Genomic DNA, 26,316 nt, shown 5'->3' with positions numbered 1-26,316 from the left:
TGTTTAACATATTGATTAATAAGGTAAAAAAATAGAAATCACCAAAATGTCGCGCCCTCTCACCATTTTGACGCACTTGACAGGTTCTTAAATTGAGCAACATTTCTTATTGCAAATCAGACGCTTGAGACATACCCCTTGACGAAGGCAGTGAATAAAAATAATTGTGTTGCACCAGATTGAGTCCTGATCGTTCGGGCAACTTCCACGTTATCTAGCCTGAGTAACGCGGCAAGTACCGAAGGCTCAATCGGAAAGCTGATTAACATCAGCCAGTTATATACGCGGTGTGGGTGCGGTATCGGTTGTCGGCACGGTTATTGAGTGCAGTGGCGGCTGGCCGGACCCGTGATGTCATGTTGTTTACGAGGTACTCCGGCCGCCTGCACCCAATGGCAGGCGAGCAAAAATAATTCGAAAAAACCGTGGAGCGGCCATGCAACAGAACAGATCGCAAGTCATTGAGCGCAACGGCCTGTACGAACTCGACGCCGGCCCCGACGTCCTCGACAGCCCTCGCTACAACCACGACATGGCACCGACCAAGGTGCATGAACGCACCTGGAACAAGTGGCACATCACCGCGCTGTGGGTCGGCATGTCGATCTGCGTGCCCACCTACACGTTGGGCGGCGTGCTCACTGCGTATTTCGGCCTGTCGGTGGGCGAAGCGCTGATGGCGATTTTGCTCGCCAACATCGTGGTGCTGATCCCGTTGACCCTCAATGCGTTCCCTGGCACGAAGTACGGCATACCGTTTCCGGTGCTGCTGCGTTCGTCGTTTGGCATCCTCGGTTCGAACGTGCCATGCCTGATTCGGGCACTGGTGGCGTGCGGGTGGTTTGGTATCCAGACGATGTTCGGCGGGTTGGCGATCCACCTGTTCCTGGGCTCGATTTTCGAGGGCTGGAAGTCCCTCGGCGGCACGGGTGAAGTGATTGGCTTCATGATTTTCTGGTGCCTGAATTTGTGGGTGGTGCTGCGCGGTGCCGAATCGATCAAGCGCCTTGAAACCCTGTCGGCGCCGCTGCTGGTGGCGGTGGGCATTGGCTTGCTGGTGTGGGCGATGCCCAATGTGTCGATCAGTGAGTTGATGGCGATCCCGCCGAAACGCCCGGAAGGCGCGAGCCTCACCGGTTACTTCATGGCCGGGCTCACCGCGATGGTGGGATTCTGGGCCACCTTGTCGCTGAACATTCCCGACTTCAGCCGCTACGCCAAAAGCCAGAAGGACCAGATCCTCGGGCAGATATTCGGCCTGCCGCTGACCATGTTCCTGTTCGCCGCCCTCGGCGTGATCATGACCGCCGCCTCGGTGAAACTGGTGGGCGTCAGCGTGTCCGACCCGGTGACCCTGATCGGGCATATCCAGAGCCCGGTGTGGGTGGCTGTGGCGATGGCATTGATCATCGTCGCGACCTTGTCCACCAACACCGCGGCGAACATTGTCTCGCCCACCAACGACTTCCAGAACATCGCGCCCAAGCTGATCAATCGCACCACCGCCGTGATCCTGACCGGCCTGGTGGGCTTGGCGTTGATGGCCCATGAGCTGCTGAAAAAGCTCGGGCTGATCGTTTCCGATGTGAGCCTGGAGACCGTTTATTCCAATTGGTTGCTCGGCTATTCAAGCCTGCTGGGGCCGATTGCCGGGATCATGGTGGTGGACTACTTCATCACCCGCAAACAGCAGCTCGACCTGGCAGGCCTGTACCGCGATGACGTTTACCCGGCCTGGAACTGGAGCGGCTTCATCGCCTTTGGCGTGCCGGTGGTGCTGACCTTGCTGTCACTGGGCAGCGATGCGTTCAGCTGGTTCTACAGCTATGGCTGGTTTACCGGTTCGGCCTTGGGTGGCTTGTTGTACTACGGGCTCAATGCCAAGCGCGGGGCCAGCCCGGTCGCGGTGAAAACACCACTGTAAATAATTTGAAATGCAATCCACATGCATGACCGCATTCCATTGATGGCATTGAGTCAATCCATAAGAAATGTAGCCTGAGGAGATCCCCCATGAACGCTGCCCTCGACGTTCTGCAATCGACCCATCAGCACATCAACCGGGACCGCCTGTGGCAGTCACTGATGGACCTGGCCAAGCTCGGCGCCACCCCCAAGGGCGGCGTCTGTCGCCTGGCCCTTACCGACCTCGACCGCAAGGCCCGCGACCTGTTCGTGCAGTGGTGCGAGGCCGCAGGCTGCACCGTGACCGTCGACGGCATCGGCAACATCTTCGCCCGCCGCCCTGGGCGCAATCCCAACCTGCCACCGGTGATGACCGGCAGCCACATCGACACCCAGCCCACCGGTGGCAAGTTTGATGGTTGCTTTGGCGTGCTGGCGGGTGTGGAAGTGCTGCGTACGCTCAATGACCTCAAGGTGGAAACCGAGGCGCCGCTGGAAGTGGTGGTGTGGACCAACGAGGAAGGCTCGCGCTTCCCGCCGTGCATGATGGGCTCCGGCGTGTTCGCCGAGAAATTTACCCTGGCGGACACATTGGCCAAGGTCGATGTGGACGGCGTCAGTGTCGGCGATGCATTGAATGCAATTGGCTATGCGGGCTCGCGTCCGGTCAGTGGGCATAAGGTCGGTGCGTATTTCGAAGCACATATCGAACAAGGCCCGATTCTTGAGGACGAGAAGAAAACCATCGGTGTGGTGCTCGGCGCACTGGGGCAGAAGTGGTTTGACCTGAAGCTGCGTGGGGTTGAAGCGCATGCGGGGCCGACGCCGATGCACCTGCGCAAGGATGCTCTGGTGGGCGCGGCAGCAGTGGTGGCGGCGGTCAACGCGGCAGCGCTGGGTCATCAACCCCATGCGTGTGGCACGGTGGGTTGCTTGCAGGCTTATCCGGGATCGCGCAATGTCATTCCCGGCGAAGTGCGCATGACCCTGGACTTCCGCCACCTGGAACCGGCGCGCCTGGACTCGATGATTGCCCACGTGCGCCAGGTCATTGAAGACACCTGCGCCAAACATGGGCTGAGTTTCGAGATGGAGCCCACCGCGGACTTCCCGCCGCTGTACTTCGACAAAGGCTGCGTGGAAGCGGTGCGCAATGCGGCGAATGGCCTGGGCCTGTCGAACATGGACATCGTCAGCGGGGCAGGGCACGACGCAATCTTCGTCGCCGAACTGGGGCCGGCGGGGATGATCTTCGTGCCGTGTGAAGGCGGCATCAGCCATAACGAAATCGAGAATGCCGCGCCGGATGACCTGGCGGCAGGGTGTGCGGTGCTGCTGCGCGCCATGGTGGCCGCATCGGCGGCCATCGCCAGCGGCAAGCTCGCCGCCTAAGCCATCACCGCCCAACGTAGGAGCCGGCTTGCCGGCGATAGCGGCGTGTCAGGCACCACGCTATCGCCGGCAAGCCGGCTCCTACGGAGGATGGACAGTGTCAGGAAGAGGGCTGCCAGCCGCCACCCAACGCGGTCACCAGCCCGACGCTCGCCTGTAACTGCCGGGTCTGCACCGCCTGCAAGGTCCGCTGCGCTTGCAATGCTGCCGTCTGCGCCGTCACCACATCCAGGTAGCTCACGGCCCCGGCCTGGTAGCTGTTCATGGCCAGCGCTTGGGTGTGCTGCGCCGCATCCGCCGCCGCTTGCTCATCCTGCGCCTCCTGCTGCAAATCGCGCAGTTGTGCCAGGTTGTCTTCCACCTCGCGCACGGCCTTCAGCACCTGGCTGCGGTAGTGCGCCGAGGCTTCTTCAAACTCGGCCTTGGCCTGGCGTTCATTGGCGCTCAAGCGCCCGCCATCAAAGATCGGCAAGTTCACCAACGGCCCCAGCGCCCAATAGCGATTGCTAGCGGACAACAAGTTACCAACCCCTTGGGTCTGGCCGCCGATCAAGCCGGTCAGGCTGAAATCCGGGTACCACGCCGCCTTGGCCACGCCGATATTGGCGTTGGCGGCAAACACGCGACGCTCCGCCGCCGCGATGTCTGGCCGGCGTTGCAGCAGATGGCTCGGCAACTGCGATGGGACGCCCGGCAGTGCGATCAATTGCTGGCTCGGCGGCACGCTAAAGTCACTGGCCGCCACACCCACCAACTCACCTATGGCGTGTTCGGTGAGATTGCGCTGCCCGCGGACTTCATCCCGTTGCGCCTTGGCTTCGGCGAGTTGGTTTTGCGCGCGGGTGAGGTCCAGCTCCGAAGCAATCTGGCCCTCATACCGACTGCGGGTCAGTTGCAGTGCCTGGCTGAAATCCTCCAGTGAACTGTTGAGAATCCGCGCCTGTGCATCCAGCCCATTGAGTTGCACATACAGCGTCGCCAACTGATGTTGCAGGCTCAGGCGCGCCACGGCCAAGTCATCGCCGGACGCTTGTGCCTGGGCATCGCCGGCCGCGACCTGGTTGCGGATTTTGCCCCACAGGTCCAGGTCATAACTCAGCGAAAACCCCGCCGTATTGCTGTTGTACACCGACGGCTGCGTGGTCCCCCGCAATGGCCGCGAGTCCGATTGACGCTGGCGCAATGGCTGCGCGCTGGCGGTGACCTGCGGGAACAGCCCGGCATGCAGCTGGCTGGCATACGCCTGGGAGGCATCGAAGTGTGCCAGTGCCGCCGCCAGGTCCGGGTTGGCCTTCAGCAGTTGCTGTTGCAGGTCGTTCAGGCGCGGGTCGTGGTAGAGGGTCCACCAATCGGGCGCCAATGAGTCGGACGGCTGCGCGCTGTGCCACGGGCCATCGCTGGTCTGTTCGCGGTAATTCGCGGGCAGGTCAAGTGACGGCACTGTGTAGGTGGGCGCCATCGAGCAACCCTGCAACGCCAACAGCATCAACGCCGCGAGGGGCTTAAGCCTTGGGCGCATGCGTACCTCCAGAGGCGTCGGCCAGTTGCACCGGGTCGCCTTCGCGCAGGGCGTCGGGCGGGTTGTCGACCACGCGGTCGGCGGGTTTCAGGCCTTGGTCGATGACCAGGCGTTCGCCCAGGTCGAGGCCGATGTGGATGTCTTGCAGGTGCACATGATTCTGCGCATCCAGCACGGCCACTTGGGTGCCTTGGGCACGGAAGATCAGCGCGCTGGCCGGGATGCTCACGCCATGGGTGTCCGCCGGAATCGGCAGGGTGGCTTCGGCGTAGTCGCCGGGCAGCAACTCGTCATTGGGGTTGTCGGCGACGAACTGCGCGAGCAGGGTGCCGGAGCGGCGGTCGATGGCGGTGGAGTCGCCGATCAGGCGCGCCTTGAAATGCTCGCCGGGGTGCTCGGGCACGGTCAGCTCGGCTTCTAGGCCTGGGTGAATGACCGCCGCATAGTTCTGCGGCACAGGCACATACAAGCGCAATTGGTGGGTGTCGGCGATGTTGAACAGCTCTGGGTCGCTGTCGGTATCAGCCTTGATCAACTGGCCGATGTCGGTGTTGCGCGCAGTGATGGTGCCCGCGAATGGCGCGCGGATAGTCTTGTAGCTTTCCAGTGCCGTAAGCCTGGCGTAATCGGCAGCGGCGGCTTCGGCGTTGGCTTTGGCGGCAGCGGCGTTGGAAGTTTTTTCATCGGCCTCCTGGCGCGACACCGAGTGACTGGCCAGCAGGTTCTGCCAGCGGGTGGCGGTGGTGGCGGCCAGGCGTGCATTGGCCTGTTCCTGCACCAGCCGCGCATGGGTTTGGGCCAGTTGTTGGTCGAGGTCGGGGCTGTCGATCTCGGCGAGGATCTGCCCGGACTTGACCTGGGTGCCGATGTCGGCTTTCCAGTCCTTGAGGTAGCCGCTGACCCGGGCGTGGATCGGCGCCTTGCTCCAGGCTTCCAGGTGCGCGGGCAAGCGCAGGGTGTCGCCCGCGGCATTCTGCTGCGGTTGGAACACCATCACTTGCGGGACGGCGGCGGTCTCGGTCCAGGCAGTGACCGATTGTTCGTGCAATGTGCGGGCGTGCAGGCCGTTGGCGACCAACAGGGCGGCCAGGGTCAGGCCGCCGACACCCATGAGCATCAGACGCTTGCGCGAGGGTTTGTGATCAGACGACATGAGACGTTTCTCCAGCAGTTGCGCGAGTAGGGTGACGACCGTGGACCAGGCTGAAGACCACGGGGACAAACAACAGGGTGGCGGTGGTGGCGAGGATCAGGCCGCCGATCACGGCGCGGCCGAGCGGGGCGTTCTGCTCTTCGGAAATCGCCAGGGGCAACATGCCGATGATCATCGCCAGGGCGGTCATGCACACCGGGCGGAAGCGCGTGTAACCGGCTTCCAGGGCGGCCTTCAGTGCATCACCATGTTCGGCCAGGCGTTCACGGCAGAAGCTCACCACCAGGATCGAGTTGGCGGTGGCGACGCCCATGCACAGGATCGCGCCGGTCAAGGCGGGCACCGACAAGGACGTGCCGCTGAGAAACAGCATCCACACAATCCCCGCCAGGGCCGCCGGCAAAGCAGTGATGATCACGAACGGGTCGACCCACGACTGGAAGTTGACCACGATCAGCAGGTAGATCAGCACCACCGCACCGAGCAGGCCGAAGCTCAGGCCGCTGAAGGCTTCATGCAGCGCGTCGATCTGCCCATGCAGGCTGATCACCGCGCCTTTGGGGCGCATGGATGCGGTGTCGTCCAGCACTTTTTGCACGTCGCGGGCCACGCCGCCGAGGTCGCGGCCTTGCACGTTGGCGTACAGGTCCAGGGTCGGTTCGATGTTGTAGTGGGTGACCACCGCGGGGCTTTGCACGCGGGCAATAGTCGCCACGCCGCCAAGGATCTGCGACTGGCCGTCAGCGCCGGTCACCGGCAGGGCTTCCAGTGAGGGCAGGCTGTCGAGGCGGTATTGCGGGGTCGCCGCTACGATGGAGTAGGACACGCCGTTGGCCGGATTGAGCCAGAAGGTTGGCGCCACCTGGGAGCTGCCGGCGAGGGAGGCGACCATGCTGTTGGTCACGTCGCGCTCGGTGATGCCCAGGCCATTGGCGCGCATGCGGTCGACGTTCACCTGCAGCGACGGGTAGCCGGTGGACTGCTGGATACGCAGGTCGGCAATGCCCGGTACGTGCTGCAAGCGACGCTCAAGCTCCACCGCATAGGCACGGTTTTCTTCATCGCTGCGCCCGGAGATTTTCACGTCCAACGGGGCGGGAGCGCCAAAGTTGAGGATCTGGCTGCTGATGTCCGCCGGCAGGAAGGCGAAGTGGCTGCCGGGGAAACTTTGCGGCAAGGCTTCGCGCAGTTTTTTCACGTAGTCGGCGGTGGGGGCGTGGTCTTTTTTCAGGGTGACCTGGATATCGCCGTCCTGCGGGCCGATGGTGCCGCTGCTGCTGTAGGCCATGTCGATGCCGCTGAGCGGGATGCCAATGTTATCGACGATGGTGTCCAGCTCTTCGGCGGGGATGACTTCACGAATCCGCGCTTCGATGCGGTCGAAGGCGGCGGCGCTTTCTTCGATACGCGTGCCCAGTGGCAAACGCACGTGAAGGGCCAGGGCGCCTGCATCGGTGGCTGGGAAAAAGTCCTGGCCCAGGCTGGGCAACAGCAGGAAGGACGCCAGGACACAGGCCAGGAAACCGACGATAAAACGCTTGCGGTTGCCCAGGGCCAAGGTCAGCAGGCCGTGGTAGGTGTCACGGATATTCGAGAAGTGGCGCTCGAACCCCTGCTGGAAATTCAACACCGATTGCAGCACCGCATTGCGTGGTTTTGTGTGCTGCTCGCCTTCGTGGTGGTTAATGAACTCATCCTCTGGATGATGCCCCGCACCGGCCTCGGGCGTGTGCGGCTTGAGCAGGAACATCGCCAGGGTCGGCACTAGCGTACGCGAGAGGATGAAGGAGCTGGCCATGGCAAAGATCACCGCCAGGGCCATTGGCCGGAACAGGTAGCCGGCGATGCCTTGCAGCAAAAACATCGGCACGAACACGATGCAGATACACAGCAGCGAGACGAACGCCGGCCCGACAATTTGCGCGGCACCGTCGAGGATCGCGGTCTTCACCGCCTTGCCTTGCTCCAGGTGCCAGTTGATGTTCTCGATGGTCACCGTGGCGTCGTCCACCAGGATCCCCACCGCCAGCGCCAGCCCGCCCAACGTCATCACGTTGAGGGTTTGCCCGCTGACCGCCAGCAGCGCGATGGCCGACAGCACGGCCAGCGGAATCGATGCAGCGATGATCAATGTCGAACGCCAACTGCCGAGGAACAGCAGGATCATCGCGCTGGTCAGCAACGCGGCGATGATGCCTTCCTGGGCCACGCTGCCTACCGATTGCTTGACGAACACCGAGGCGTCGCCGAGCAGCGAAGTCTTCAGCGACGGCGGCAGGGTTTCATTGATGCGCGGCAGCATCTGGCGGATGCCGTCGATGATCGACAGGGTCGAGATGCTGCCGTTTTTCAGCGCCGGCATCAGCACCGCGCGATGGCCGTCGACGCGCACGATATTGGTCTGCGGCGGCGAACCATCGCGTACGTGGGCCACTTGGCCGATGGTGATCAGCGCACCGTCGACGGTCTTGATCGGCAGGTCATTGAGTTCATCGATGGCCTTGGGGCTGTTGTTGAGCAGGATCGTGTATTCGTTGGGGCCGAGTTTGGCGGTGCCCACCGGGATGATCTGGTTCTGCAACGCCAGGGCATTGCCCACGTCCTGGGCCGACAAGCCTTTGGCGGCGAGCGCCTGCGGGTCGAGGTCGAGGGTGATCTGGCGTTGCTTGCCGCCCATGGGTGTGGGCATGGCCAGGCCGGGCAGGGCGCTCAGCGGCAGGCGGATATTGTTCTGCACCAGGTCGCGGATCTTCGCTTCCGAGAGGCTCGGGCTGGAGAACGCCATCTGCAGGATCGGCACCGTCGAGGCGCTGTAGTTGAGGATCAGCGGCGGCGTGATGCCTGGGGGCATTTGCTTGAGTACGGTTTGTGAAACCGCCGTCACTTGGGCGTTGGCGGTGCGGATATCCACGCCAGGCTGGAAGAATATTTTCACGATGCCCATGCCGGGCAGCGATTGCGATTCGATGTGTTCGATGTCGTTGACGGTGGTGCTCAGGGAGCGTTCGTAGGTGTAGATCACCCGACCGGCCATGGCGTCCGGCGACAGGCCATTGTACTGCCACACCACGGCGACCACGGGGATGCCGATATCCGGGAAAACGTCAGTGGGGGTACGCAGGGCCGCCATCGGCCCGATGATGCAGATGAATATGGCCAACACGATAAACGTGTACGGCTTTTGCAGTGCGGTCTTTACCAGCCCGAGCATGCGTGAACCTCCAGAGGAGCAGGATTGCAAACCCCGGCAGTCTCGCGCGACCCACCTAACACGCACCTTTCAGCCAGGTGAAGGAACATTTAGGTAAGCGCTGAAGATCGTTTCATATGTATTCATTTGTTCTACACAGGTCCACTCCCCAAGCTTGTAACCCATCGGACACATGTCCTGCTTTGGAGCCCTGCCATGTCACTCAAAACCCAGTCACTCAAACCATTGCTGTTGATCCCCGCCCTCGGTGCCGTGCTGTTGTTATCGGCGTGCGCCGGCCCGATCCCCAAGGCTGACCCGAGCGAAGCGTGGATCGGTCTGAAAGAAGAAGCACCGAACGACCTGATGGCCGAGCGTGTAGACGGCAAGCGCGTGGATGACGGGCGCTTTTTTGAGGTGCCGCCGGGCGACCATCGCTTGGATGTCACGCTGTTCGAAGAAGAGCCGGGCGACGACAACCAGCAGGACTGCCAGGGTCGCGTCGAATACAAGCACTTCAAGGCGGGTGAGCACTACACTCTGGTGGAATCCAGCCTCGGCACCACCGTGCGCGCCGCCTTGATGGATGGCCACGGCAAGGAAGTCGCGGCGACTCAGGACTTCAATTGCATGCCTGGCTAGGCGTGGTGCACTGCCGCCTTATGGGGCTTGGCAGGTGCAGCGGGTTTGACGTGGGGGTGATGGTGCCGGCGGGTTATGCGCAACACCCCCCACAACATGGCGCCGGCTACCGCCAGCCAACCGCAGATCAACAGTAAAATCGTTGTTGCAAGGCTCATTCGGGCCTCCTTACGCCCCGTCCGGGGCACACACAGTCTTCTCAATGGACAGTCTAGCTATCTGGCCGTTGCCTGCTATTGACCAATGGTCGTGTCCTTCCAACTTCTTTGCTCTATCCATTCCCTTTACTAAGCCTGCGGGCTATACCCGCGTGGCCGGGCGTCCTATGATCAGGGCCCTTACCGGCAGTTGATCAAGAGAGTAGAAAATTGCGGTTACGGTCAAACCTTAAAACATCCGTTCTATTGGCCTGCGCCCTGGGGCTTGCGGCCTGTTCCGCAACGCCGTCGAAACTGGCGGGCCTGCCGGAACGTGTCGAACTCAATGGCGTGCCGACGTTTCGCAGCGAGGCTTATCAGAGCGGTCCTACGGCATTAGCCAGCATGCTGTCGCAACAAGGCATTGTCATGACACCGGGGTTGCTGGATAAGCCGCTGCATCTGCCGGGCGGCGAAGCGGACCTTGAGCGCAATATGCAGGTGCTGGCGCGCGAGTACGGGCTGATGGTGTACCCGCTGGACGCCAAGCTGACAGCGGTGCTGGCACAGGTGGCGGCGGGTTATCCAGTGATGGCGCGGATCGGCGGCGGGCTGTGGTCGGACGCGCACTACGTGGTCGTGGTGGGTTTCAATCAACAGAAAAGCACGGTGTTGCTGCGCTCGGGCATGGACCGGCGGTTGTTGATGAGCTTCAGCGACTTTGAGTCAAAGTGGAACAGCGCCGGCAGTTGGGCGATCCTCACCCAGCGCCCGAGCCAGTTGCCGGCCAATGTGGACGCCCAGCGCTGGCGGGATGCGGCCAACGCGACGGGCCAGGCGGGGCAGGAGCGCGCGGCGGCGCAGGCGCTGAAGGTGCTGGCGGAACGCAAGTAAACAACACACCGACGCTCCAGTGCGGGCGCTGGGTTGTGTGGGAGCCGGGCTTGCCCGCGATGCAGGCACTGAGGTGTTCCAGTTACACCGCGGTGATGCGATCGCAGGCAAGCCAGCTCCTACATGAATGTGTGATCAGCGACGTACTTCGGCGGCGTTAGGACGGTTTTTCAGGTTCTTGTCAGCCTTGTAGCGCAACGCCACATCCGGCACCGAACCGCTCTTGCCGGTCTCGACCCAATTGCGGATACGGCTGGCATCGGCAAAGTGGGTGAATTTGCCGAAGGCATCCAGGATCACCAACGATACCGGGCGGTTGCCCATGCTGGTCACCAGCACCAGGCAGTGGCCGGCCTGGTTGGTGAAGCCGGTCTTGGTCAGCTTGATGTCCCAGTTGGCGCGGTTGATCAGATGGTCCGTGTTAGAGAAGCCCAGGGTGTAGTTGGGCTTGCGGAACGACACGGTCTTTTCCTTGGTGGTGCTCAGTTGGCTCAGCAGCGGGTAGTGACGCGCGGCGGCCAGCAATTTGCTCAGGTCACGGGCGGTGGACACGTTGTGGATCGACAGGCCCGTGGGTTCGACATAGTGCGTGCTGGTCATGCCCAGCGCCTTGGCCTTGGCGTTCATCGCGGCGATGAAGGCTGCATAGCCACCCGGATAGTGGTGGGCCAGGCTCGCGGCGGCGCGGTTTTCCGAGGACATCAGGGCGATCAGCAGCATTTCCTTGCGCGGCATCTGGCTGCCGATCTTCACGCGCGAGAACACGCCTTTCATTTCGGGCGTGTCGGTGATGTTGATATCGATGTACTCATCCATGTTCTGCTTGGCTTCGAGCACGATCAGGCCAGTCATTAATTTGCTCACCGAAGCGATGGGCACCACCACGTCCGGGTTGCTGGAATAAATGACCTTGTTGGTCTGCAGGTCGACCAGCATGGCGCTGCCAGAAGCGATTTGCAGCTTGGACGTATCACGCGGGGCCTGGGTGGTTTCGGCGGCGTGCGCGAAGTTGCCTGTGAAAGCGAAAAATAGGCTGATGATAGAAAGACGAATTTTCACGCGGATGAACTCGCTAAAAAAGTAAGGAAATACCGTTCGGAAACGGGTTTTTGGTAAATGCCGTTACATTTTAGGAGTATGGATCAGAAACTGTCGAATGTTCTTCTAGAACCGGACGAAAGTGCTTAAAAACTAAGAAAAAACAGGTTTTATTGCGGGCAATAAAAAGCCCTGCGATAAGGCAGGGCTTTTTCAGTACGCCTGGTTATTAATCGTGCAGGGTTTCGGCGGCGTACAAGGTGTTCTCAAGCAGGCAGGCGCGCGTCATCGGGCCGACGCCGCCTGGTACTGGAGTAATCCAGCCAGCGCGGGGCAGGGCGGTTTCGTACACCACGTCGCCGACCAGCTTGCCGTCGTCCTGGCGGTTGATGCCTACGTCGATGACGATGGCGCCTTCCTTGATCCACTCACCCTTGACCAGGCCCGGCTTGCCGGCGGCGACGACCACCAGGTCAGCGCGGCCAACGTGGCCGGCAAGGTCCTTGGTGAAGCGGTGGGTGACGGTCACGGTGCAGCCGGCCAGCAGCAGTTCCATGGCCATCGGGCGACCGACGATGTTGGACGCGCCGACGACCACGGCATCGAGGCCGTACAGGTCGACACCGGTGCTTTCCAGCAGGGTCATGATGCCTTTCGGGGTGCACGGGCGCAGCAGCGGGATGCGCTGGGCCAGGCGGCCGACATTATAAGGGTGGAAACCGTCGACATCCTTGTCCGGGCGAATGCGCTCCAGCAGTTTGGAGGCGTCCAGGTGCTCGGGCAGTGGCAATTGGAGCAGGATGCCGTCGATCGCGGGATCGTCGTTGAGGCCGTCGATCAGGTCGGTAAGGGCCTGTTGGGTGGTCTCGGAAGGCAAGTCGTAGGACTTGGAAATAAAGCCGACCTCTTCACAGTCTTTACGCTTGTGCGAGACATAAACCTGAGAGGCAGGATCGCTGCCGACCAGGATCACCGCGAGGCCCGGCGTGCGCAGGCCTTGCTGGCTGCGCTCGGTGACTCGTTTGGCGATCTGCTGGCGCAGGCTGGCGGCGATTGATTTGCCGTCGATAAGTTGTGCAGTCATTACGCGTGATTAACCATCGAGAGGGGGAAGAAAAGTGCGCGCATTCTCGCATGCCAGGACGTGAGGGCAAAGGCGCTTGGTCTGCAAATTGCCCTAACCCCTTAAATAAAATCAGTTTTTTTCAAAAAAGATTTGACGGGTTTCGAGGGCGTCTATACTATTCGTCGCACTTGTCGGGCACAGCCTAGCACTGGTTAAGAAGGTCGAGCAGAATGGCGTGTTGTTCTGCAAGGCTGGAAGCACTTAGTTTGTAATCTTCAAAGAGTACAGATTAATCAGGCGCCCGTAGCTCAGCTGGATAGAGCATCCGCCTTCTAAGCGGATGGTCGCAGGTTCGAGTCCTGCCGGGTGCGCCATTAGGCAGCTTTGGCACAAGTAGCGCTATATGGTGGGCGTAGCTCAGTTGGTAGAGCACGGGATTGTGACTCCCGTTGTCGAGGGTTCGATCCCCTTCGTCCACCCCATATTTTAAAAGGCGCCAGATTAATCGTCTGGCGCCTTTGCTTTAAGAGCTTCAAGCGCGGATGTGGTGGAATTGGTAGACACACTGGATTTAGGTTCCAGCGCCGCGAGGCGTAAGAGTTCGAGTCTCTTCATCCGCACCAAATAAAGCTTGGCCCCGTTGAAAAACAGGGTAGGGCTCAACAAAGAAGAAGTGGTTTGGTTTCTTTGTTAACGCAATATGGTGGGCGTAGCTCAGTTGGTAGAGCACGGGATTGTGACTCCCGTTGTCGAGGGTTCGATCCCCTTCGTCCACCCCATATTCGAAAGGCGCCAGATTTAACAGTCTGGCGCCTTTTTTGGTTTCAGCGGTTCGAATATTCCGCGGCTGCAGGTACTGGGTCGCAATGGCAGGGCGTTTCGTCGTATTTATGTATCTCGATGATGCCGCACTGCCTGCCGGCCCTGTTCGAAGGGTTGGCCGTCAGGGAGATGGATGACGACTTCTTCTATATATAGAAGGGGCGGCGCACAGCCCTGGCGTGATGGGCTGTATTTGTCACCGGGGCGGGGTGCGTCAGTGCCTTCGTACCGATAAATTGCCGGCTGTTTTCGGGCGTATTTCCAGTAGGGTGACTTCTTGAGTTTGACCCACTAGAATGCATGCCCTTGATTGGGGTCGGAAATGGCCGGCTAACGTCTGTGCAACGAGGAATATCCATGCAAGTTTCTGTTGAAAATACTACTGCTCTTGAGCGCCGCCTGAGCATCACCGTGCCGGCTGAGCGTATCGAGACTGCGGTCAACAAGCGTCTGCAGCAGACTGCCCAAAAGGCCAAGATCGCTGGTTTCCGTCCAGGCAAAGTGCCAATGAGCGAAATCAAGCGCCGTTTTGGTGCCGATGCGCGCCAGGAAGCTGTCGGTGACGTGATCCAGGCTTCCTTCTACGAAGCAGTGGTTGAGCAAAAGCTGAACCCGGCTGGTTCGCCGTCGATCGAGCCTAAGTCCCTGGAAGCAGGCAAGGACCTGGAATACGTTGCCGTATTCGAAGTGTTCCCTGAGTTTGAAGTGGCCGGTTTCGACGGTATCGCTATCGAGCGCCTGAGCGCCGAAGTGGCTGATTCGGACCTGGACAACATGCTGGAAATCCTGCGCAAGCAGAACACCCGTTTCGAAGTGGCCGAGCGTGCTGCCCAGAACGAAGACCAGCTGAACATCGATTTCGTTGGCAAGGTTGACGGCGAAGCATTCGCTGGCGGCTCCGCCAAGGGTACTCAGCTGGTGCTGGGTTCCAACCGCATGATCCCGGGTTTCGAAGACGGCCTGGTTGGCGCCAAAGCCGGTGAAGAGCGCGTTCTGAACCTGACCTTCCCTGCTGACTACCAGAACCTGGACCTGGCTGGTAAAACCGCCGAGTTCACCGTGACCGTCAACAGCGTGTCCGAGCCTAAGCTGCCAGAGCTGAACGAAGAGTTCTTCGCTCAATTCGGTATCAAGGAAACCGGCATCGAAGGCTTCCGCACCGAAGTTCGCAAGAACATGGAGCGCGAGCTGCGTCAGGCCATCAAGTCCAAGGTCAAGAACCAGGTCATGGACGGTCTGCTGGCCGCCAACCCGATCGAAGTGCCTAAGGCCCTGCTGTCCAACGAAGTGGATCGCCTGCGCGTGCAAGCTGTTCAGCAGTTTGGTGGCAACATCAAGCCTGACCAACTGCCGGCCGAGCTGTTCGAAGAGCAAGCCAAGCGCCGCGTCGTGCTGGGCCTGATCGTGGCTGAAGTGGTCAAGCAGTTCGACCTCAAGCCTGACGAAGACCGCGTTCGCGAAATGATCCAGGAAATGGCTTCGGCCTACCAGGAGCCTGAGCAAGTCGTGGCTTGGTACTACAAGAACGATCAGCAGCTGAACGAAGTGCGTTCGGTTGTGCTGGAAGAACAAGTTGTGGATACTGTTCTGCAGAAGGCTAAGGTGACCGACAAAGCGGTCTCTTACGAAGAAGCAGTCAAACCGGCGGAAGCAGCACAAGCCGACTGATTGTCCAACTCGTTGGAAATTCAACCATAAGCCAGCCTCGCGCTGGCTTATGCGTTTTCAAGACATGACTATTTGGGAGTAACTGCAGAGCATGTTCCGTAATTCCTATATTCAGCAGAACTCTGATATCCAGGCCGCTGGCGGCCTGGTCCCGATGGTTGTCGAGCAGTCCGCTCGTGGCGAACGCGCCTACGACATCTACTCGCGCCTGCTCAAGGAGCGAGTGATCTTTCTGGTGGGCCCCGTAGAGGACTACATGGCCAACCTGATCTGTGCGCAGCTGCTGTTCCTTGAAGCGGAAAACCCGGACAAGGACATCCATCTCTACATCAACTCCCCGGGCGGTTCGGTGACTGCAGGCATGTCGATCTACGACACCATGCAGTTCATCAAACCTAACGTGTCGACCACCTGCATCGGCCAGGCTTGCAGCATGGGCGCGTTCCTGCTGACAGCAGGTGCCGAGGGCAAGCGTTTCTGCCTGCCGAACTCGCGCGTGATGATTCACCAGCCATTGGGCGGTTTCCAGGGCCAGGCTTCGGATATCGAAATCCACGCCAAGGAAATCCTGTTCATTCGTGAGCGTCTCAACACGCTGATGGCCAAGCACAGCGGGCGTACCCTGGAAGAAATCGAGCGCGATACCAATCGCGACAACTTCATGAGTGCCGAAGCGGCCAAGGAATACGGGCTGATCGACGCAGTGATCAGTCAGCGCCCCGCTTAATATAAGCTGCTCAAAATAGGGCTGGTCGGCATGCCGACCACTGGCGGGCTTGAAAAAGCCCGCATAAGCCTTCATCTTGTGTTGCAAGCCTATCGGATTTGGATCGAACGAATGACTGACACCCGCAACGGCGAGGACAACGGCAAGCTGCTCTATTGCTCCTTCTGTGGCAAAAGCCAGCATGAAGTACGCAAATTGATTGCCGGCCCCTCGGTGTTTATCTGCGACGAATGCGTCGACCTGTGCAATGACATCATCCGTGAGGAGGTGCAGGAAGCCCAGGCCGAGAGCAGTGCGCATAAATTGCCTTCGCCTAAAGAAATCAGCGGCATCCTTGACCAGTACGTGATTGGTCAAGAGCGTGCAAAGAAGGTTCTGGCCGTAGCGGTGTACAACCACTACAAACGCTTGAACCAGCGTGACAAGAAAGGCGACGAAGTTGAACTCGGCAAGAGCAACATCTTGCTGATCGGTCCTACAGGTTCGGGTAAAACCCTGCTTGCAGAAACCCTCGCTCGCCTGCTGAACGTTCCGTTCACCATCGCCGACGCCACCACCCTCACCGAGGCTGGCTACGTGGGTGAAGACGTCGAGAACATCATTCAGAAACTGCTGCAGAAGTGCGACTACGACGTAGAGAAAGCCCAAATGGGTATTGTCTACATCGACGAGATCGACAAGATCTCGCGCAAGTCGGACAACCCGTCGATCACCCGGGACGTTTCCGGTGAAGGCGTGCAGCAGGCCCTGTTGAAGCTGATCGAAGGCACGGTTGCTTCCGTACCGCCACAAGGCGGCCGCAAGCACCCGCAGCAGGAATTCCTTCAGGTTGATACACGCAACATCCTGTTCATCTGTGGCGGTGCGTTCTCTGGTCTGGAAAAAGTGATCCAGCAGCGTTCCACCCGTGGTGGCATCGGTTTCAGTGCAGAAGTGCGCAGCAAGGAAGAAGGCAAGAAGGTGGGCGAGTCCCTGCGTGAAGTCGAGCCTGACGATCTGGTCAAGTTCGGTCTGATCCCGGAATTCGTTGGCCGTCTGCCGGTCCTCGCGACGTTGGACGAATTGGATGAGGCGGCTCTGATCCAGATCCTCACCGAGCCGAAAAACGCCCTGACCAAGCAATACGCCAAGTTGTTCGAGATGGAAGGTGTAGACCTCGAGTTCCGTACCGACGCACTCAAATCAGTGGCCAAGCGGGCACTGGAGCGCAAGACCGGTGCACGTGGCCTGCGTTCGATTCTTGAAGGCGTGCTGCTCGACACCATGTACGAGATCCCCTCGCAGTCCGAGGTGAGTAAAGTGGTGATCGACGAAAGCGTTATAGAAGGTAAGTCCAAGCCACTGTATATCTACGAAAACAGTGAGCCGGCTGCCAAGGCTGCGCCAGACGCGTAAGCGTTTCGCAGTGTCGGTATAAACAAAGGGGCCTCCAGGGGCCCCTTTGTTTTTACGGCGTTTTTTACGCCAGAGCGTTTACTGCGTTTAACTGCTGGCAATAAGCTTGTTTTTTTTGCATGCAGCCCCCATCTTGGTTTCAAGCTTACTTTTCAACTGTCATAGAGGCGAAATCATGAAGACAACCATCGAATTGCCTCTCCTGCCGTTGCGTGATGTCGTCGTCTATCCGCACATGGTTATCCCGCTGTTCGTGGGGCGCGAGAAGTCTATCGAAGCCCTCGAGGCCGCGATGACGGGCGACAAGCAGATCCTGCTGTTGGCCCAGAAAAATCCTGCTGATGATGATCCAGGCGAAGACGCCCTGTATCGCGTCGGTACCATTGCAACCGTGCTGCAATTGCTCAAGCTGCCCGATGGCACCGTCAAGGTGCTGGTGGAAGGTGAACAGCGCGGTGCGGTCGAGCGCTTCATGGAGGTGGACGGCCACCTGCGCGCTGAAGTGGCGCTGATCGACGAAGTCGAGGCCCCGGAGCGCGAGTCCGAAGTGTTTGTACGCAGCCTGCTCTCGCAATTTGAGCAGTATGTGCAGTTGGGCAAGAAAGTCCCGGCTGAAGTCCTGTCTTCCCTCAACAGCATTGATGAGCCAAGCCGCCTGGTCGACACCATGGCCGCGCACATGGCGCTGAAAATCGAGCAGAAGCAAGACATCCTCGAAATCATCGACCTGTCGGCCCGTGTTGAACATGTGTTGGCGCTGCTGGATGCTGAAATCGACCTGCTGCAGGTCGAGAAGCGCATCCGTGGTCGCGTGAAGAAGCAAATGGAGCGCAGCCAGCGCGAGTACTACCTGAATGAGCAGATGAAGGCCATTCAGAAGGAGCTCGGCGACAGCGAGGAAGGCCACAACGAAATCGAGGAGCTGAAAAAGCGCATCGATGCCGCCGGCCTGCCGAAAGACGCCCTGACCAAAGCCACCGCCGAGCTGAACAAGCTCAAGCAGATGTCGCCGATGTCGGCCGAAGCCACCGTGGTGCGCTCCTACATCGACTGGCTGGTGCAGGTACCGTGGAAGGCCCAGACCAAAGTACGCCTGGACCTGGCGCGCGCTGAAGACATCCTCGACGCTGACCACTATGGCCTCGAAGAAGTCAAAGAACGCATCCTCGAATACCTCGCCGTGCAAAAGCGCGTGAAGAAGATTCGTGGTCCGGTGTTGTGCTTGGTCGGCCCGCCTGGTGTAGGTAAAACCTCCCTGGCCGAGTCGATTGCCAACGCCACTAACCGTAAATTCGTGCGCATGGCCCTCGGTGGTGTACGCGATGAAGCGGAAATCCGTGGTCATCGCCGGACTTACATCGGTTCGATGCCAGGAAGATTGATTCAAAAGATGACAAAAGTGGGCGTGCGCAACCCGCTGTTCCTGCTTGATGAAATCGACAAAATGGGCAGCGACATGCGTGGCGATCCGGCCTCTGCCTTGCTGGAAGTGCTCGACCCCGAGCAGAACCACAATTTCAACGACCATTACCTGGAAGTCGACTACGACCTGTCCGACGTAATGTTCCTGTGCACCTCCAACTCCATGAACATCCCGCCAGCCCTGCTGGACCGGATGGAGGTGATTCGTCTGCCGGGTTACACCGAAGACGAGAAGATCAACATCGCCGTCAAATACCTTGCGCCCAAGCAGACTTCGGCCAATGGCTTGAAGAAAGGTGAGATCGAGTTCGAGGTCGAGGCGATCCGCGACATCGTGCGCTATTACACCCGCGAAGCCGGTGTACGGGGCCTGGAGCGCCAGATCGCGAAGATCTGCCGCAAGGCGGTCAAGGAACATGCACTGGAAAAACGCTTCTCGGTGAAGGTCACGGCCGACTCCCTTGAGCACTTCCTGGGCGTGCGTAAATTCCGCTATGGCCTGGCCGAGCAGCAGGATCAGGTCGGTCAGGTGACTGGCTTGGCGTGGACCCAGGTGGGCGGCGAGTTGCTGACTATCGAAGCCGCGGTGATCCCGGGCAAGGGCCAGCTGATCAAGACCGGTTCCCTCGGTGACGTGATGGTCGAATCCATCACGGCCGCGCAGACTGTGGTGCGCAGCCGCGCCCGGAGCCTGGGGATCCCCCTGGACTTCCACGAGAAGCACGACACTCACATCCACATGCCGGAAGGGGCGACCCCGAAAGACGGCCCTAGCGCTGGCGTAGGCATGTGCACGGCCCTGGTGTCGGCATTGACAGGCATTCCGGTACGCGCCGATGTTGCCATGACCGGGGAAATTACCCTGCGTGGCCAGGTATTGGCGATCGGTGGTCTGAAAGAGAAATTGCTTGCTGCACACCGGGGTGGTATCAAGACCGTGATCATTCCTGAAGAGAATGTTCGCGACTTGAAGGAAATTCCGGACAATATCAAGCAAGATCTTCAGATTAAACCGGTTAAATGGATTGACGAGGTCCTGCAAATTGCGCTGCAATACGCGCCGGAGCCCTTGCCGGATGTGGCTCCGGAGATAGTTGCAAAGGACGAAAAACGCGAGTCTGATTCCAAGGAAAGAATTAGCACGCATTAATGCGTTAAAGCCTGGTGGCTTCCTTGACAGCTTTTTAGAGCCCTTGTTATAAAGCGGCTCTTAAGTGTCTGTAGGCCATTCAGCACTGGTTTTTGCTTTCACCAAAAAACTTAGAATCATACTCAATAGATATATAAGGGGACTTAGAGTGAACAAGTCGGAACTGATTGATGCTATCGCTGCATCCGCTGATATCCCGAAAGCTGCTGCTGGCCGTGCGCTGGATGCAGTAATCGAATCCGTCACTGGCGCTCTGAAGGCCGGCGACTCCGTGGTACTGGTAGGCTTCGGTACTTTCTCTGTGACTGACCGCCCAGCTCGCACTGGCCGCAACCCACAGACTGGCAAAGCACTGCAAATCGCTGCTGCCAAGAAACCAGGTTTCAAAGCCGGTAAAGCCCTGAAAGAAGCCGTTAACTAAGCTTCGATCTAGCCTTTACCTACCCGGGTCGAACGTAGGTTCGACCTGGCAGCGGAGCGGCAGCTGACCCACGTATCCATCGGGTCGCCACGCCGGGGGTGTGGGTTCAAACCCCCGTCCGCTCCGCCAGTTACGAGAAGGCGCATCCTCGGATGCGCCTTTCTTCTATCCGGACTCTACCCACGCTCCACGGTTGCCTATTTTTGAAGTTCAACCGTTTCTGGGGGACGCATGCTGCAAAATATCAGGGACAATTCACAAGGCTGGATTGCCAAGACCATTATCGGGATCATCGTCGCATTGATGGCGTTCACCGGTATCGAAGCCATTTTCCAGGCTTCGGGTAACAGTAAGCAGGACGTGGCCAAGGTCAACGGTGAAGCAATCACCCAGACCGAATTGAGCCAGGCCGTCGACATGCAACGTCGCCAGCTGATGCAACAGCTGGGCAAGGATTTCGATGCTTCCCTGCTGGACGAAAAACTGCTGCGCGATGCGGCCCTCAAGGGCCTGATCGATCGCAAGCTGCTGCTGCAAGGCGCCGCCGATTCCAAGTTTGGCTTCTCTGAAGCCGCGCTGGACCAAGTGATCCTGCAGACGCCGGAATTCCAGGTGGACGGCAAGTTCAACGCCGACCGTTTTGACCAGGTCACTCGTCAATTGGGCTACAGCCGCCTGCAGTTCCGTCAGATGCTGACCCAGGAAATGCTGATCGGCCAGGTTCGCGCAGGTATTGCCGGCAGCGGTTTCGTCACCGATTCCGAAGTGCTGGCATTCGCCCGTCTGGAAAAACAGACTCGCGACTTCGCCACCGTCAACATCAAGGCCAACCCTGCGGCGGTGAAACTTACCGACGACGAGGTCAAGGCTTACTACGACCAGCACGCCAAAGAGTTCATGACCCCTGACCAAGTGGTTATCGACTATCTGGAACTGAAGAAGTCTTCCTTCTTCGACCAGGTTGCCGTGAAGGACGATGAGCTGCAGGCTGCCTATCAGAAAGAAACCGCCAACCTCGCTGAACAGCGTCGTGCCGCGCATATCCTGATTGAAGTCAACGACAAGGTCACCGACGCGCAAGCCAAGGCCAAGATCGAAGAAATCCAGGCCCGCCTGGCCAAGGGTGAGAAATTCGAAGCCCTGGCCAAGGAGTTCTCCCAGGATCCAGGTTCGGCCAACAGTGGCGGCGACCTGGGCTTCGCCGGCCCTGGCGTCTACGATCCGGACTTCGAAGCTGCCTTGTACGCGTTGAACAAGGACCAGGTCTCGGCGCCGGTGCGCAGCACCTTCGGTTGGCATTTGATCAAGCTGTTGGGCGTTGAAGCACCACAAGTGCCGACGTTTGCCAGCCTGAAAGACAAGCTGACCAAAGAGCTCAAGACCCAGCAGGTCGAGCAGCGTTTTGTCGAAGCGACCAAGCAATTGGAAGATGCGGCATTCGAAGCCTCCGACCTGGCCCAGCCAGCGTCCGACCTGAAGCTGACCGTTCACACCTCCGCGCCATTTGGCCGTGACGGTGGCGAAGGTGTCGCGGCCAACCGCGCCGTGGTCACCGCTGCGTTCAGCCCGGAAGTCCTGGATGAGGGTGCCAACAGCACCGCCATCGAGCTGGACCCGGAAACCATCATCGTGCTGCGTGCCAAGGAGCACCTGAAGCCTTCGCAACTGCCGCTGGAAAGCGTTGCAGCGGCGATTCGCACCCAGATGGCCAAGGAACGCGCCAGCGCGGCTGCCAAGGCCCACGCTGACGAGTTGATCGCCAGCCTGCGCGATGGCAAAACCCCGCTGAACCAGCCGGTCGACGGTCAGGCATGGAAGGTCACTGAAGCGGCTACCCGTAGCCAGGAAGCGATCGACCCGGCCGTGCTGCAAGCCCTGTTCCGCATGCCCAAGCCTGCGGCCAAGGACAAGCCGACCTTCACCACCGTGACCCTGGCTGACGGTAGCCTGGTGATCGTGCGCTTGAACGGCGTCAACGAAGCCGCTGCCCCAACGGACGAAGAAAAGGCGCAATACCGCCGCTTCCTCGCCTCCCGCGTGGGCCAGCAGGACTTCGCGGCCTACCGCAAGCAGCTGGAAACCAAGGCTGACATCAAGAAGTTCTGATGTTGGTTTGAACAAAAAGCCCCCGGCCTGAAAAGTCCGGGGGCTTTTTTATGTGCGCTAGACTGGGCATTCGTTATCGCCGACCAAGGAGTTTCAAGCGTGTCTATTCAAGGAAAAGAAGACTGGGTGATCCGTCGTGCCAGCGCAGCGGATGCTCCGGCCGTGCTGCAGGTGTTTGACGAGGTGATCGCCTGGTTTGTCGGGATGGGTAATAACGCCCAATGGGGCACCGCGCCCTGGTCCGCATTGCCCCGGCGGGTAGCGCAAGTCACAGACGCGTGTGCCATGCCCGGTGCCTGGGTGGTTGAAACGCCTGAGGGGCGGGTGCTGGCGGCACTTGTGCTGGGCGAGCCCATGCCTTACGTACCGCCAGCGTCTGAGCCGGAAGTCTATGTGCGTTTGCTGATCGCCGCACGTGATGCACGTGCGCGTGGGTTGGGTCGGCAGCTGTTGGCGTTCGCCGATGAGCGTGCCCGCGCTGCCGGGGTCAAGCGCCTGCGCGTGGACTGTTACGCCGGCGGCACGGGCGACCTGGTGCGTTTTTACGAGGCGTGCGGGTATCAGCGTATTTCAACGTTCGACCTTGAAGGGTGGCCGGGCCAGTTGTTGGGGCGCCGCCTGTAACGCGCCGGCCAGGGCCAGTAACATCAGCAGCACAACCGCCCAGGCAAATGCGCCGACGCCCCAGCCTTCGAGCAACACACCGCCCACCAAGCCGCCGCCTGCGATGCCCAGGTTCCACACGGTCACCAGCATCGATTGCGCGGCGTCCGCCGACTCGCCGGCCGATTTGGCCAGCGCTGTTTGCAGCAGGGCAGGCAGGCCGCCGAACGCCAGGCCCCATAACGCCACGGCGAGGTAGATCACCGCTGGCAGGTTCAGCCAGAACGACAAGGCCAAGGCGACCAAACCAAACAGCGCGCAACTGATCAGCAGCAGTGCACGCAACCACCGGTCAATCAACACACCGGCCAGCCAGATGCTCAACAGCGCGGCGAGGCCGAACACCAGCAGCACGCGGTCGATATCGGCGGCAATGCCCGCCGGCACCAGCAATGGGGCGATGTAGGTGTAGAGAATGTTGTGGGCCAGTACGTAGGTAAAGGTCACCCACAGCACCGGACGAATACCCGGCAAGCTCAGCACTTGATGCAGGGCCAAGCGTTTTGCGGCCTGTTCGCCGGCGAAATCCGGCAGTTGCAGGCGCGCCACTATCAACAGCAACAGCGTCAGGCCGGTCATGAGTGCAAAGCTCAGGCGCCAGCCAACGGCGGCGCCAAGAAACGTACCTGCGGGCACACCCAACGACAGCGCCAGCGGGGCGCCCAGCATCGCCACTGCAATGGCTCGACCTTGCAGGTGTGGCGCGACCATCCGGCTGGCATACCCCGCCAACAACGCCCACTGCAGCCCGGCGAACACACCGGCAAAGAAGCGCGCCACCAGGGTCAGCCCATAGTGGCTGGAAAGCGCGGTCACGCTGTTGACCAGGGCGAAGCCGCCAATCGCCACCAGCAACAACGGCCGGCGGCGCCAGCCGCGCGTCAACAGCGTCAGCGGGATGGCGGCGACGAGTGAGCCCAGGGCATACAGCGTCACCAGTTGGCCAACCAGTGCGGGCGACACGCCCAGGCCTTCGCCCATCTGTGGCAGCAGGCCGGCGGGCATGGCTTCGGTAAGGATGGTGATAAAACCGGCACTGGCCAAGGCCAGCAAACCTCCCAGCGGCAGGGTGTCTTTTTGAGCGGTTACGGGGGAATCGGTGAGGGAAGTCATCACACTCTATCCATGCAAAAGGGCAAGCAGGCAGAGTAAGGGGCTGTTGCCTGCGGAAAAACAGGCTAAGGTTCCGAACTTATCGGACGTAGGCGTCCTTAATCATTGTGAGGGATCATGGACAACTTGGGCAGCCTCTCGGTATTCGTGCAGGTGGCGGAGACGCGCAGCTTCACCCTCGCAGGGCGTGTACTGGGTGTGTCATCGTCGGCCGTCGGCAAGAGCATCGCGCGGATGGAAGAACGCCTGGGCGTGCGGCTGTTTCACCGCAGCACCCGCAGCATCACCTTGACCAGCGAGGGTGCGCTGTTCCTTGAGCGTTCACGGCGTATCCTGGCCGAAGTCGAAGCCGCCGAGCGCGAACTGACAGAGGCCAGCGCCACGCCCCGAGGCAAGTTGCGCATCAGCGTGCCGCAAGTGCGTGGCTTGTTGATGCCGGTGCTCAGCGATTTCATGCGGGCTTACCCGGAGATCGAGTTGGATGTGGATTTCTCCGACCGCATGGTGGACGTGATCGAAGAAGGGTTCGACGCGGTGATTCGCACGGGCAAGCCGGAAGATTCACGCCTTATGGCGCGTCATCTGGGGCATTACCAGCTGGTAGTGGTGGGCACCCCAGCCTATTTCCGCGAGCATGGCACCCCGCGACTGCCGCAGCAGTTGAGCGAGCATGCCTGCCTGCGTCACAAGTTCTGCGCCACGGGCAAGCTGGAGCCCTGGCCGTTGCGCCTGGCTGCCGGCGCCTCGGAACCTGTCTTGCGTGCCCCGTTGGTCAGTACCACCATCGAGTCCCTCAACCACGTGGTGCATGAAGGCCTGGGGATCGCCTGCCTGCCGGACTACATGGTCAATCAGGCCGTTGCCGACGGGCGCCTGCAACGGGTGCTGGATGACCACCTGGAACATCGGGGCAGTTTCTGGCTGTTATGGCCATCAAGTCGCCATGCGTCGGTCAAATTGCGCGTGTTTATTGAGCATATGTGCGCAGGGCTTTTTCCTGCGAGTGGTGCAATCTAAGGCTGTGACGTTTTACCGACAGGAATGCGCGCGCCAAGGCCTCGTTCTGTTGCACAATACCGCCCGGACCGTTTTCCTCAGGATTTTCAATGTCGACATCATTTCACTTGCGTAGCCTCGGGTTGGCGCTGGTGTTGGCGGGCGCCGCGGGCTGCTCGTCACCCAAGACCGCTATTTATGAACATGAGAATTTCGACGACTCCGGTACGTTTTCCCGGGATTACCCGGTGACTGATGTCGCTGCGTGCGAAGCCGCACGGCGCGCCTTGCTGAGCCAGGGCTACATCATCACCAGCAGCGACCCGAAACTGGTCGTGGGTAACAAGAGCTTCCAGCAGACCGGCGAGACCCACTTGCAGATCAGCTTCAACGTGGTGTGTGCCGATGATGGCAAAGGCACCAACCATTCGACGATGTTCGCCAACGCCTTGCAGGATCGCTACGCGCTGAAGAAGGTCAACAACTCCGCGAGCCTGGGGGTTGGGGTGTTGGGTTCGGTGTCGATGCCGATCGGCTCCACCGATGACTCGATGGTGAAGGTGGCGAGTGAGACCGTTTCGGCGCCGAAATTCTACGAGCGTTATTTTTCGCTGGTGGATGTGTTCCTGCCACAGGAAGTGAAGAAGGCCGAGCATATCCCCGAGCAACCGAAAGCCGAGCTGGGGGTGCCGGAACCCAAAGTCGCCCCGGCTGCCGAGAAGGTCGAGCCGCCGAAGGAAGAGCCTGCCGCCCCGCAGCCTGTCTCCCAGCCCGTCACGCCACCTGCCGAGGCCGCGCCGATTGCGCCGCAGGCAGAGCCCGCACCGGCCACCAGCAACCCGGACCTGCCTGCGCCGACAGAAGCGATTCCGCCCCTGCCGACGCCTGCGCAGTAAC

Annotated in this window: 20 protein-coding genes and 4 tRNA genes; 17 read left to right on the top strand and 7 right to left on the bottom strand. The window is 60.1% G+C overall.

Features of this window, described 5'->3' with window-relative positions:
- Positions 1–436: 436 nt before the first annotated feature.
- Positions 437–1,924 (top strand): NCS1 family nucleobase:cation symporter-1, encoded by a 1,488-nt coding sequence (locus AC0IYN_RS29780; RefSeq protein ID WP_071493508.1) that lies wholly within the window; start codon positions 437–439, stop codon positions 1,922–1,924.
- Positions 1,925–2,013: 89 nt separating this feature from the next.
- Positions 2,014–3,297, top strand: a complete 1,284-nt coding sequence (locus AC0IYN_RS29775; protein WP_457248726.1) for a Zn-dependent hydrolase — start codon at positions 2,014–2,016, stop codon at positions 3,295–3,297.
- A gap of 100 nt (positions 3,298–3,397) precedes the next feature.
- Here the strand turns inward: AC0IYN_RS29775 and AC0IYN_RS29770 are convergent, their stop codons facing one another.
- Genes AC0IYN_RS29770 through AC0IYN_RS29760 form a run of 3 tightly spaced genes read right to left on the bottom strand, consistent with a single transcriptional unit; the run spans position 3,398 to position 9,180 of the window.
- Positions 3,398–4,816, bottom strand: a complete 1,419-nt coding sequence (locus AC0IYN_RS29770) for an efflux transporter outer membrane subunit (protein ID WP_471844616.1) — start codon at positions 4,814–4,816, stop codon at positions 3,398–3,400.
- The gene (locus tag AC0IYN_RS29765; RefSeq protein WP_406598668.1) at positions 4,800–5,969 is read right to left on the bottom strand and encodes an efflux RND transporter periplasmic adaptor subunit; all 1,170 of its coding nucleotides are present in this window, start codon (positions 5,967–5,969) and stop codon (positions 4,800–4,802) included. The genes AC0IYN_RS29770 and AC0IYN_RS29765 overlap by 17 nt, the downstream gene beginning before the upstream one ends.
- On the bottom strand, positions 5,959–9,180 hold the full coding sequence (locus AC0IYN_RS29760) for an efflux RND transporter permease subunit (protein WP_406598669.1): 3,222 nt from the start codon (positions 9,178–9,180) through the stop codon (positions 5,959–5,961). The genes AC0IYN_RS29765 and AC0IYN_RS29760 overlap by 11 nt, the downstream gene beginning before the upstream one ends.
- A gap of 195 nt (positions 9,181–9,375) precedes the next feature.
- Here AC0IYN_RS29760 and AC0IYN_RS29755 point away from each other — a divergent pair, with 195 nt between their 5' ends.
- On the top strand, positions 9,376–9,801 hold the full coding sequence (locus AC0IYN_RS29755; protein WP_457239097.1) for a PA0061/PA0062 family lipoprotein: 426 nt from the start codon (positions 9,376–9,378) through the stop codon (positions 9,799–9,801).
- Here the strand turns inward: AC0IYN_RS29755 and AC0IYN_RS29750 are convergent.
- Positions 9,798–9,959 (bottom strand): hypothetical protein, encoded by a 162-nt coding sequence (locus tag AC0IYN_RS29750; protein ID WP_406598670.1) that lies wholly within the window; start codon positions 9,957–9,959, stop codon positions 9,798–9,800. The two genes, AC0IYN_RS29755 and AC0IYN_RS29750, sit on opposite strands and share 4 nt — an antisense overlap.
- 210 nt (positions 9,960–10,169) lie before the next feature.
- Between AC0IYN_RS29750 and AC0IYN_RS29745 the strand changes: the two genes are divergently transcribed.
- Positions 10,170–10,832: a C39 family peptidase gene (locus AC0IYN_RS29745; protein WP_457239098.1), complete on the top strand. Its 663-nt coding sequence runs from the start codon at positions 10,170–10,172 to the stop codon at positions 10,830–10,832.
- A gap of 135 nt (positions 10,833–10,967) precedes the next feature.
- Here the strand turns inward: AC0IYN_RS29745 and pbpG are convergent, their stop codons facing one another.
- Positions 10,968–11,891: a D-alanyl-D-alanine endopeptidase gene (gene pbpG, locus AC0IYN_RS29740; protein ID WP_046035572.1), complete on the bottom strand. Its 924-nt coding sequence runs from the start codon at positions 11,889–11,891 to the stop codon at positions 10,968–10,970.
- Positions 11,892–12,099: 208 nt separating this feature from the next.
- Positions 12,100–12,954 (bottom strand): bifunctional methylenetetrahydrofolate dehydrogenase/methenyltetrahydrofolate cyclohydrolase FolD, encoded by an 855-nt coding sequence (gene folD / locus AC0IYN_RS29735; RefSeq protein WP_471844612.1) that lies wholly within the window; start codon positions 12,952–12,954, stop codon positions 12,100–12,102.
- Between the two features lie 279 nt (positions 12,955–13,233).
- On the opposite strand from folD, the gene AC0IYN_RS29730 reads away from it, so the two are divergent.
- The 11 genes from AC0IYN_RS29730 to AC0IYN_RS29680 all read left to right on the top strand — a co-directional run bounded on the left by AC0IYN_RS29730 (position 13,234) and on the right by AC0IYN_RS29680 (position 23,271).
- A tRNA-Arg gene (locus AC0IYN_RS29730) sits at positions 13,234–13,310 on the top strand.
- A gap of 32 nt (positions 13,311–13,342) precedes the next feature.
- Positions 13,343–13,418 (top strand) — tRNA-His (locus tag AC0IYN_RS29725).
- A 56-nt stretch (positions 13,419–13,474) separates the two neighbouring features.
- Positions 13,475–13,559 (top strand) — tRNA-Leu (locus AC0IYN_RS29720).
- Positions 13,560–13,639: 80 nt separating this feature from the next.
- Positions 13,640–13,715 (top strand) — tRNA-His (locus AC0IYN_RS29715).
- 400 nt (positions 13,716–14,115) lie between these two features.
- The gene (gene tig, locus AC0IYN_RS29710; RefSeq protein ID WP_034107271.1) at positions 14,116–15,426 is read left to right on the top strand and encodes a trigger factor; all 1,311 of its coding nucleotides are present in this window, start codon (positions 14,116–14,118) and stop codon (positions 15,424–15,426) included.
- 91 nt (positions 15,427–15,517) lie between these two features.
- Positions 15,518–16,153 carry an ATP-dependent Clp endopeptidase proteolytic subunit ClpP gene (clpP, locus tag AC0IYN_RS29705; protein WP_034107269.1) on the top strand — a complete coding sequence of 212 codons (636 nt, stop codon included), beginning with the start codon at positions 15,518–15,520 and terminating at the stop codon, positions 16,151–16,153.
- 111 nt (positions 16,154–16,264) lie between these two features.
- On the top strand, positions 16,265–17,548 hold the full coding sequence (gene clpX, locus AC0IYN_RS29700) for an ATP-dependent Clp protease ATP-binding subunit ClpX (protein WP_010209414.1): 1,284 nt from the start codon (positions 16,265–16,267) through the stop codon (positions 17,546–17,548).
- 175 nt (positions 17,549–17,723) lie between these two features.
- Entirely contained in the window at positions 17,724–20,120 is a 2,397-nt protein-coding gene (gene lon, locus AC0IYN_RS29695) for an endopeptidase La (RefSeq protein WP_078049279.1), read from the top strand.
- A 133-nt stretch (positions 20,121–20,253) separates the two neighbouring features.
- Entirely contained in the window at positions 20,254–20,541 is a 288-nt protein-coding gene (locus AC0IYN_RS29690) for an HU family DNA-binding protein (RefSeq protein ID WP_221034285.1), read from the top strand.
- A 231-nt stretch (positions 20,542–20,772) separates the two neighbouring features.
- Complete coding sequence (locus tag AC0IYN_RS29685; protein WP_471844608.1) at positions 20,773–22,647, top strand: SurA N-terminal domain-containing protein; 1,875 nt, start codon at positions 20,773–20,775, stop codon at positions 22,645–22,647.
- Between the two features lie 99 nt (positions 22,648–22,746).
- Entirely contained in the window at positions 22,747–23,271 is a 525-nt protein-coding gene (locus AC0IYN_RS29680; RefSeq protein ID WP_406598673.1) for a GNAT family N-acetyltransferase, read from the top strand.
- On the opposite strand, the gene AC0IYN_RS29675 is transcribed toward AC0IYN_RS29680, so the two are convergent.
- A complete protein-coding gene (locus tag AC0IYN_RS29675) occupies positions 23,218–24,423 on the bottom strand; it encodes an MFS transporter (RefSeq protein WP_471844605.1) in 1,206 nt (401 codons plus the stop codon). The two genes, AC0IYN_RS29680 and AC0IYN_RS29675, sit on opposite strands and share 54 nt — an antisense overlap.
- A gap of 117 nt (positions 24,424–24,540) precedes the next feature.
- Here AC0IYN_RS29675 and AC0IYN_RS29670 point away from each other — a divergent pair, with 117 nt between their 5' ends.
- Together AC0IYN_RS29670 and AC0IYN_RS29665 are read left to right on the top strand one after the other, a co-directional pair.
- Positions 24,541–25,440, top strand: a complete 900-nt coding sequence (locus AC0IYN_RS29670; protein ID WP_214497767.1) for a LysR family transcriptional regulator — start codon at positions 24,541–24,543, stop codon at positions 25,438–25,440.
- Between the two features lie 89 nt (positions 25,441–25,529).
- On the top strand, positions 25,530–26,315 hold the full coding sequence (locus AC0IYN_RS29665; RefSeq protein ID WP_457248412.1) for a DUF2242 domain-containing protein: 786 nt from the start codon (positions 25,530–25,532) through the stop codon (positions 26,313–26,315).
- Position 26,316: the final 1 nt, after the last annotated feature.

The organism is Pseudomonas sp. AC112, assembly GCF_979253545.1.
The sequence above is the reverse complement of the archived record's forward strand: the minus strand, read 5'-3'. Positions and strand labels throughout refer to the sequence as shown.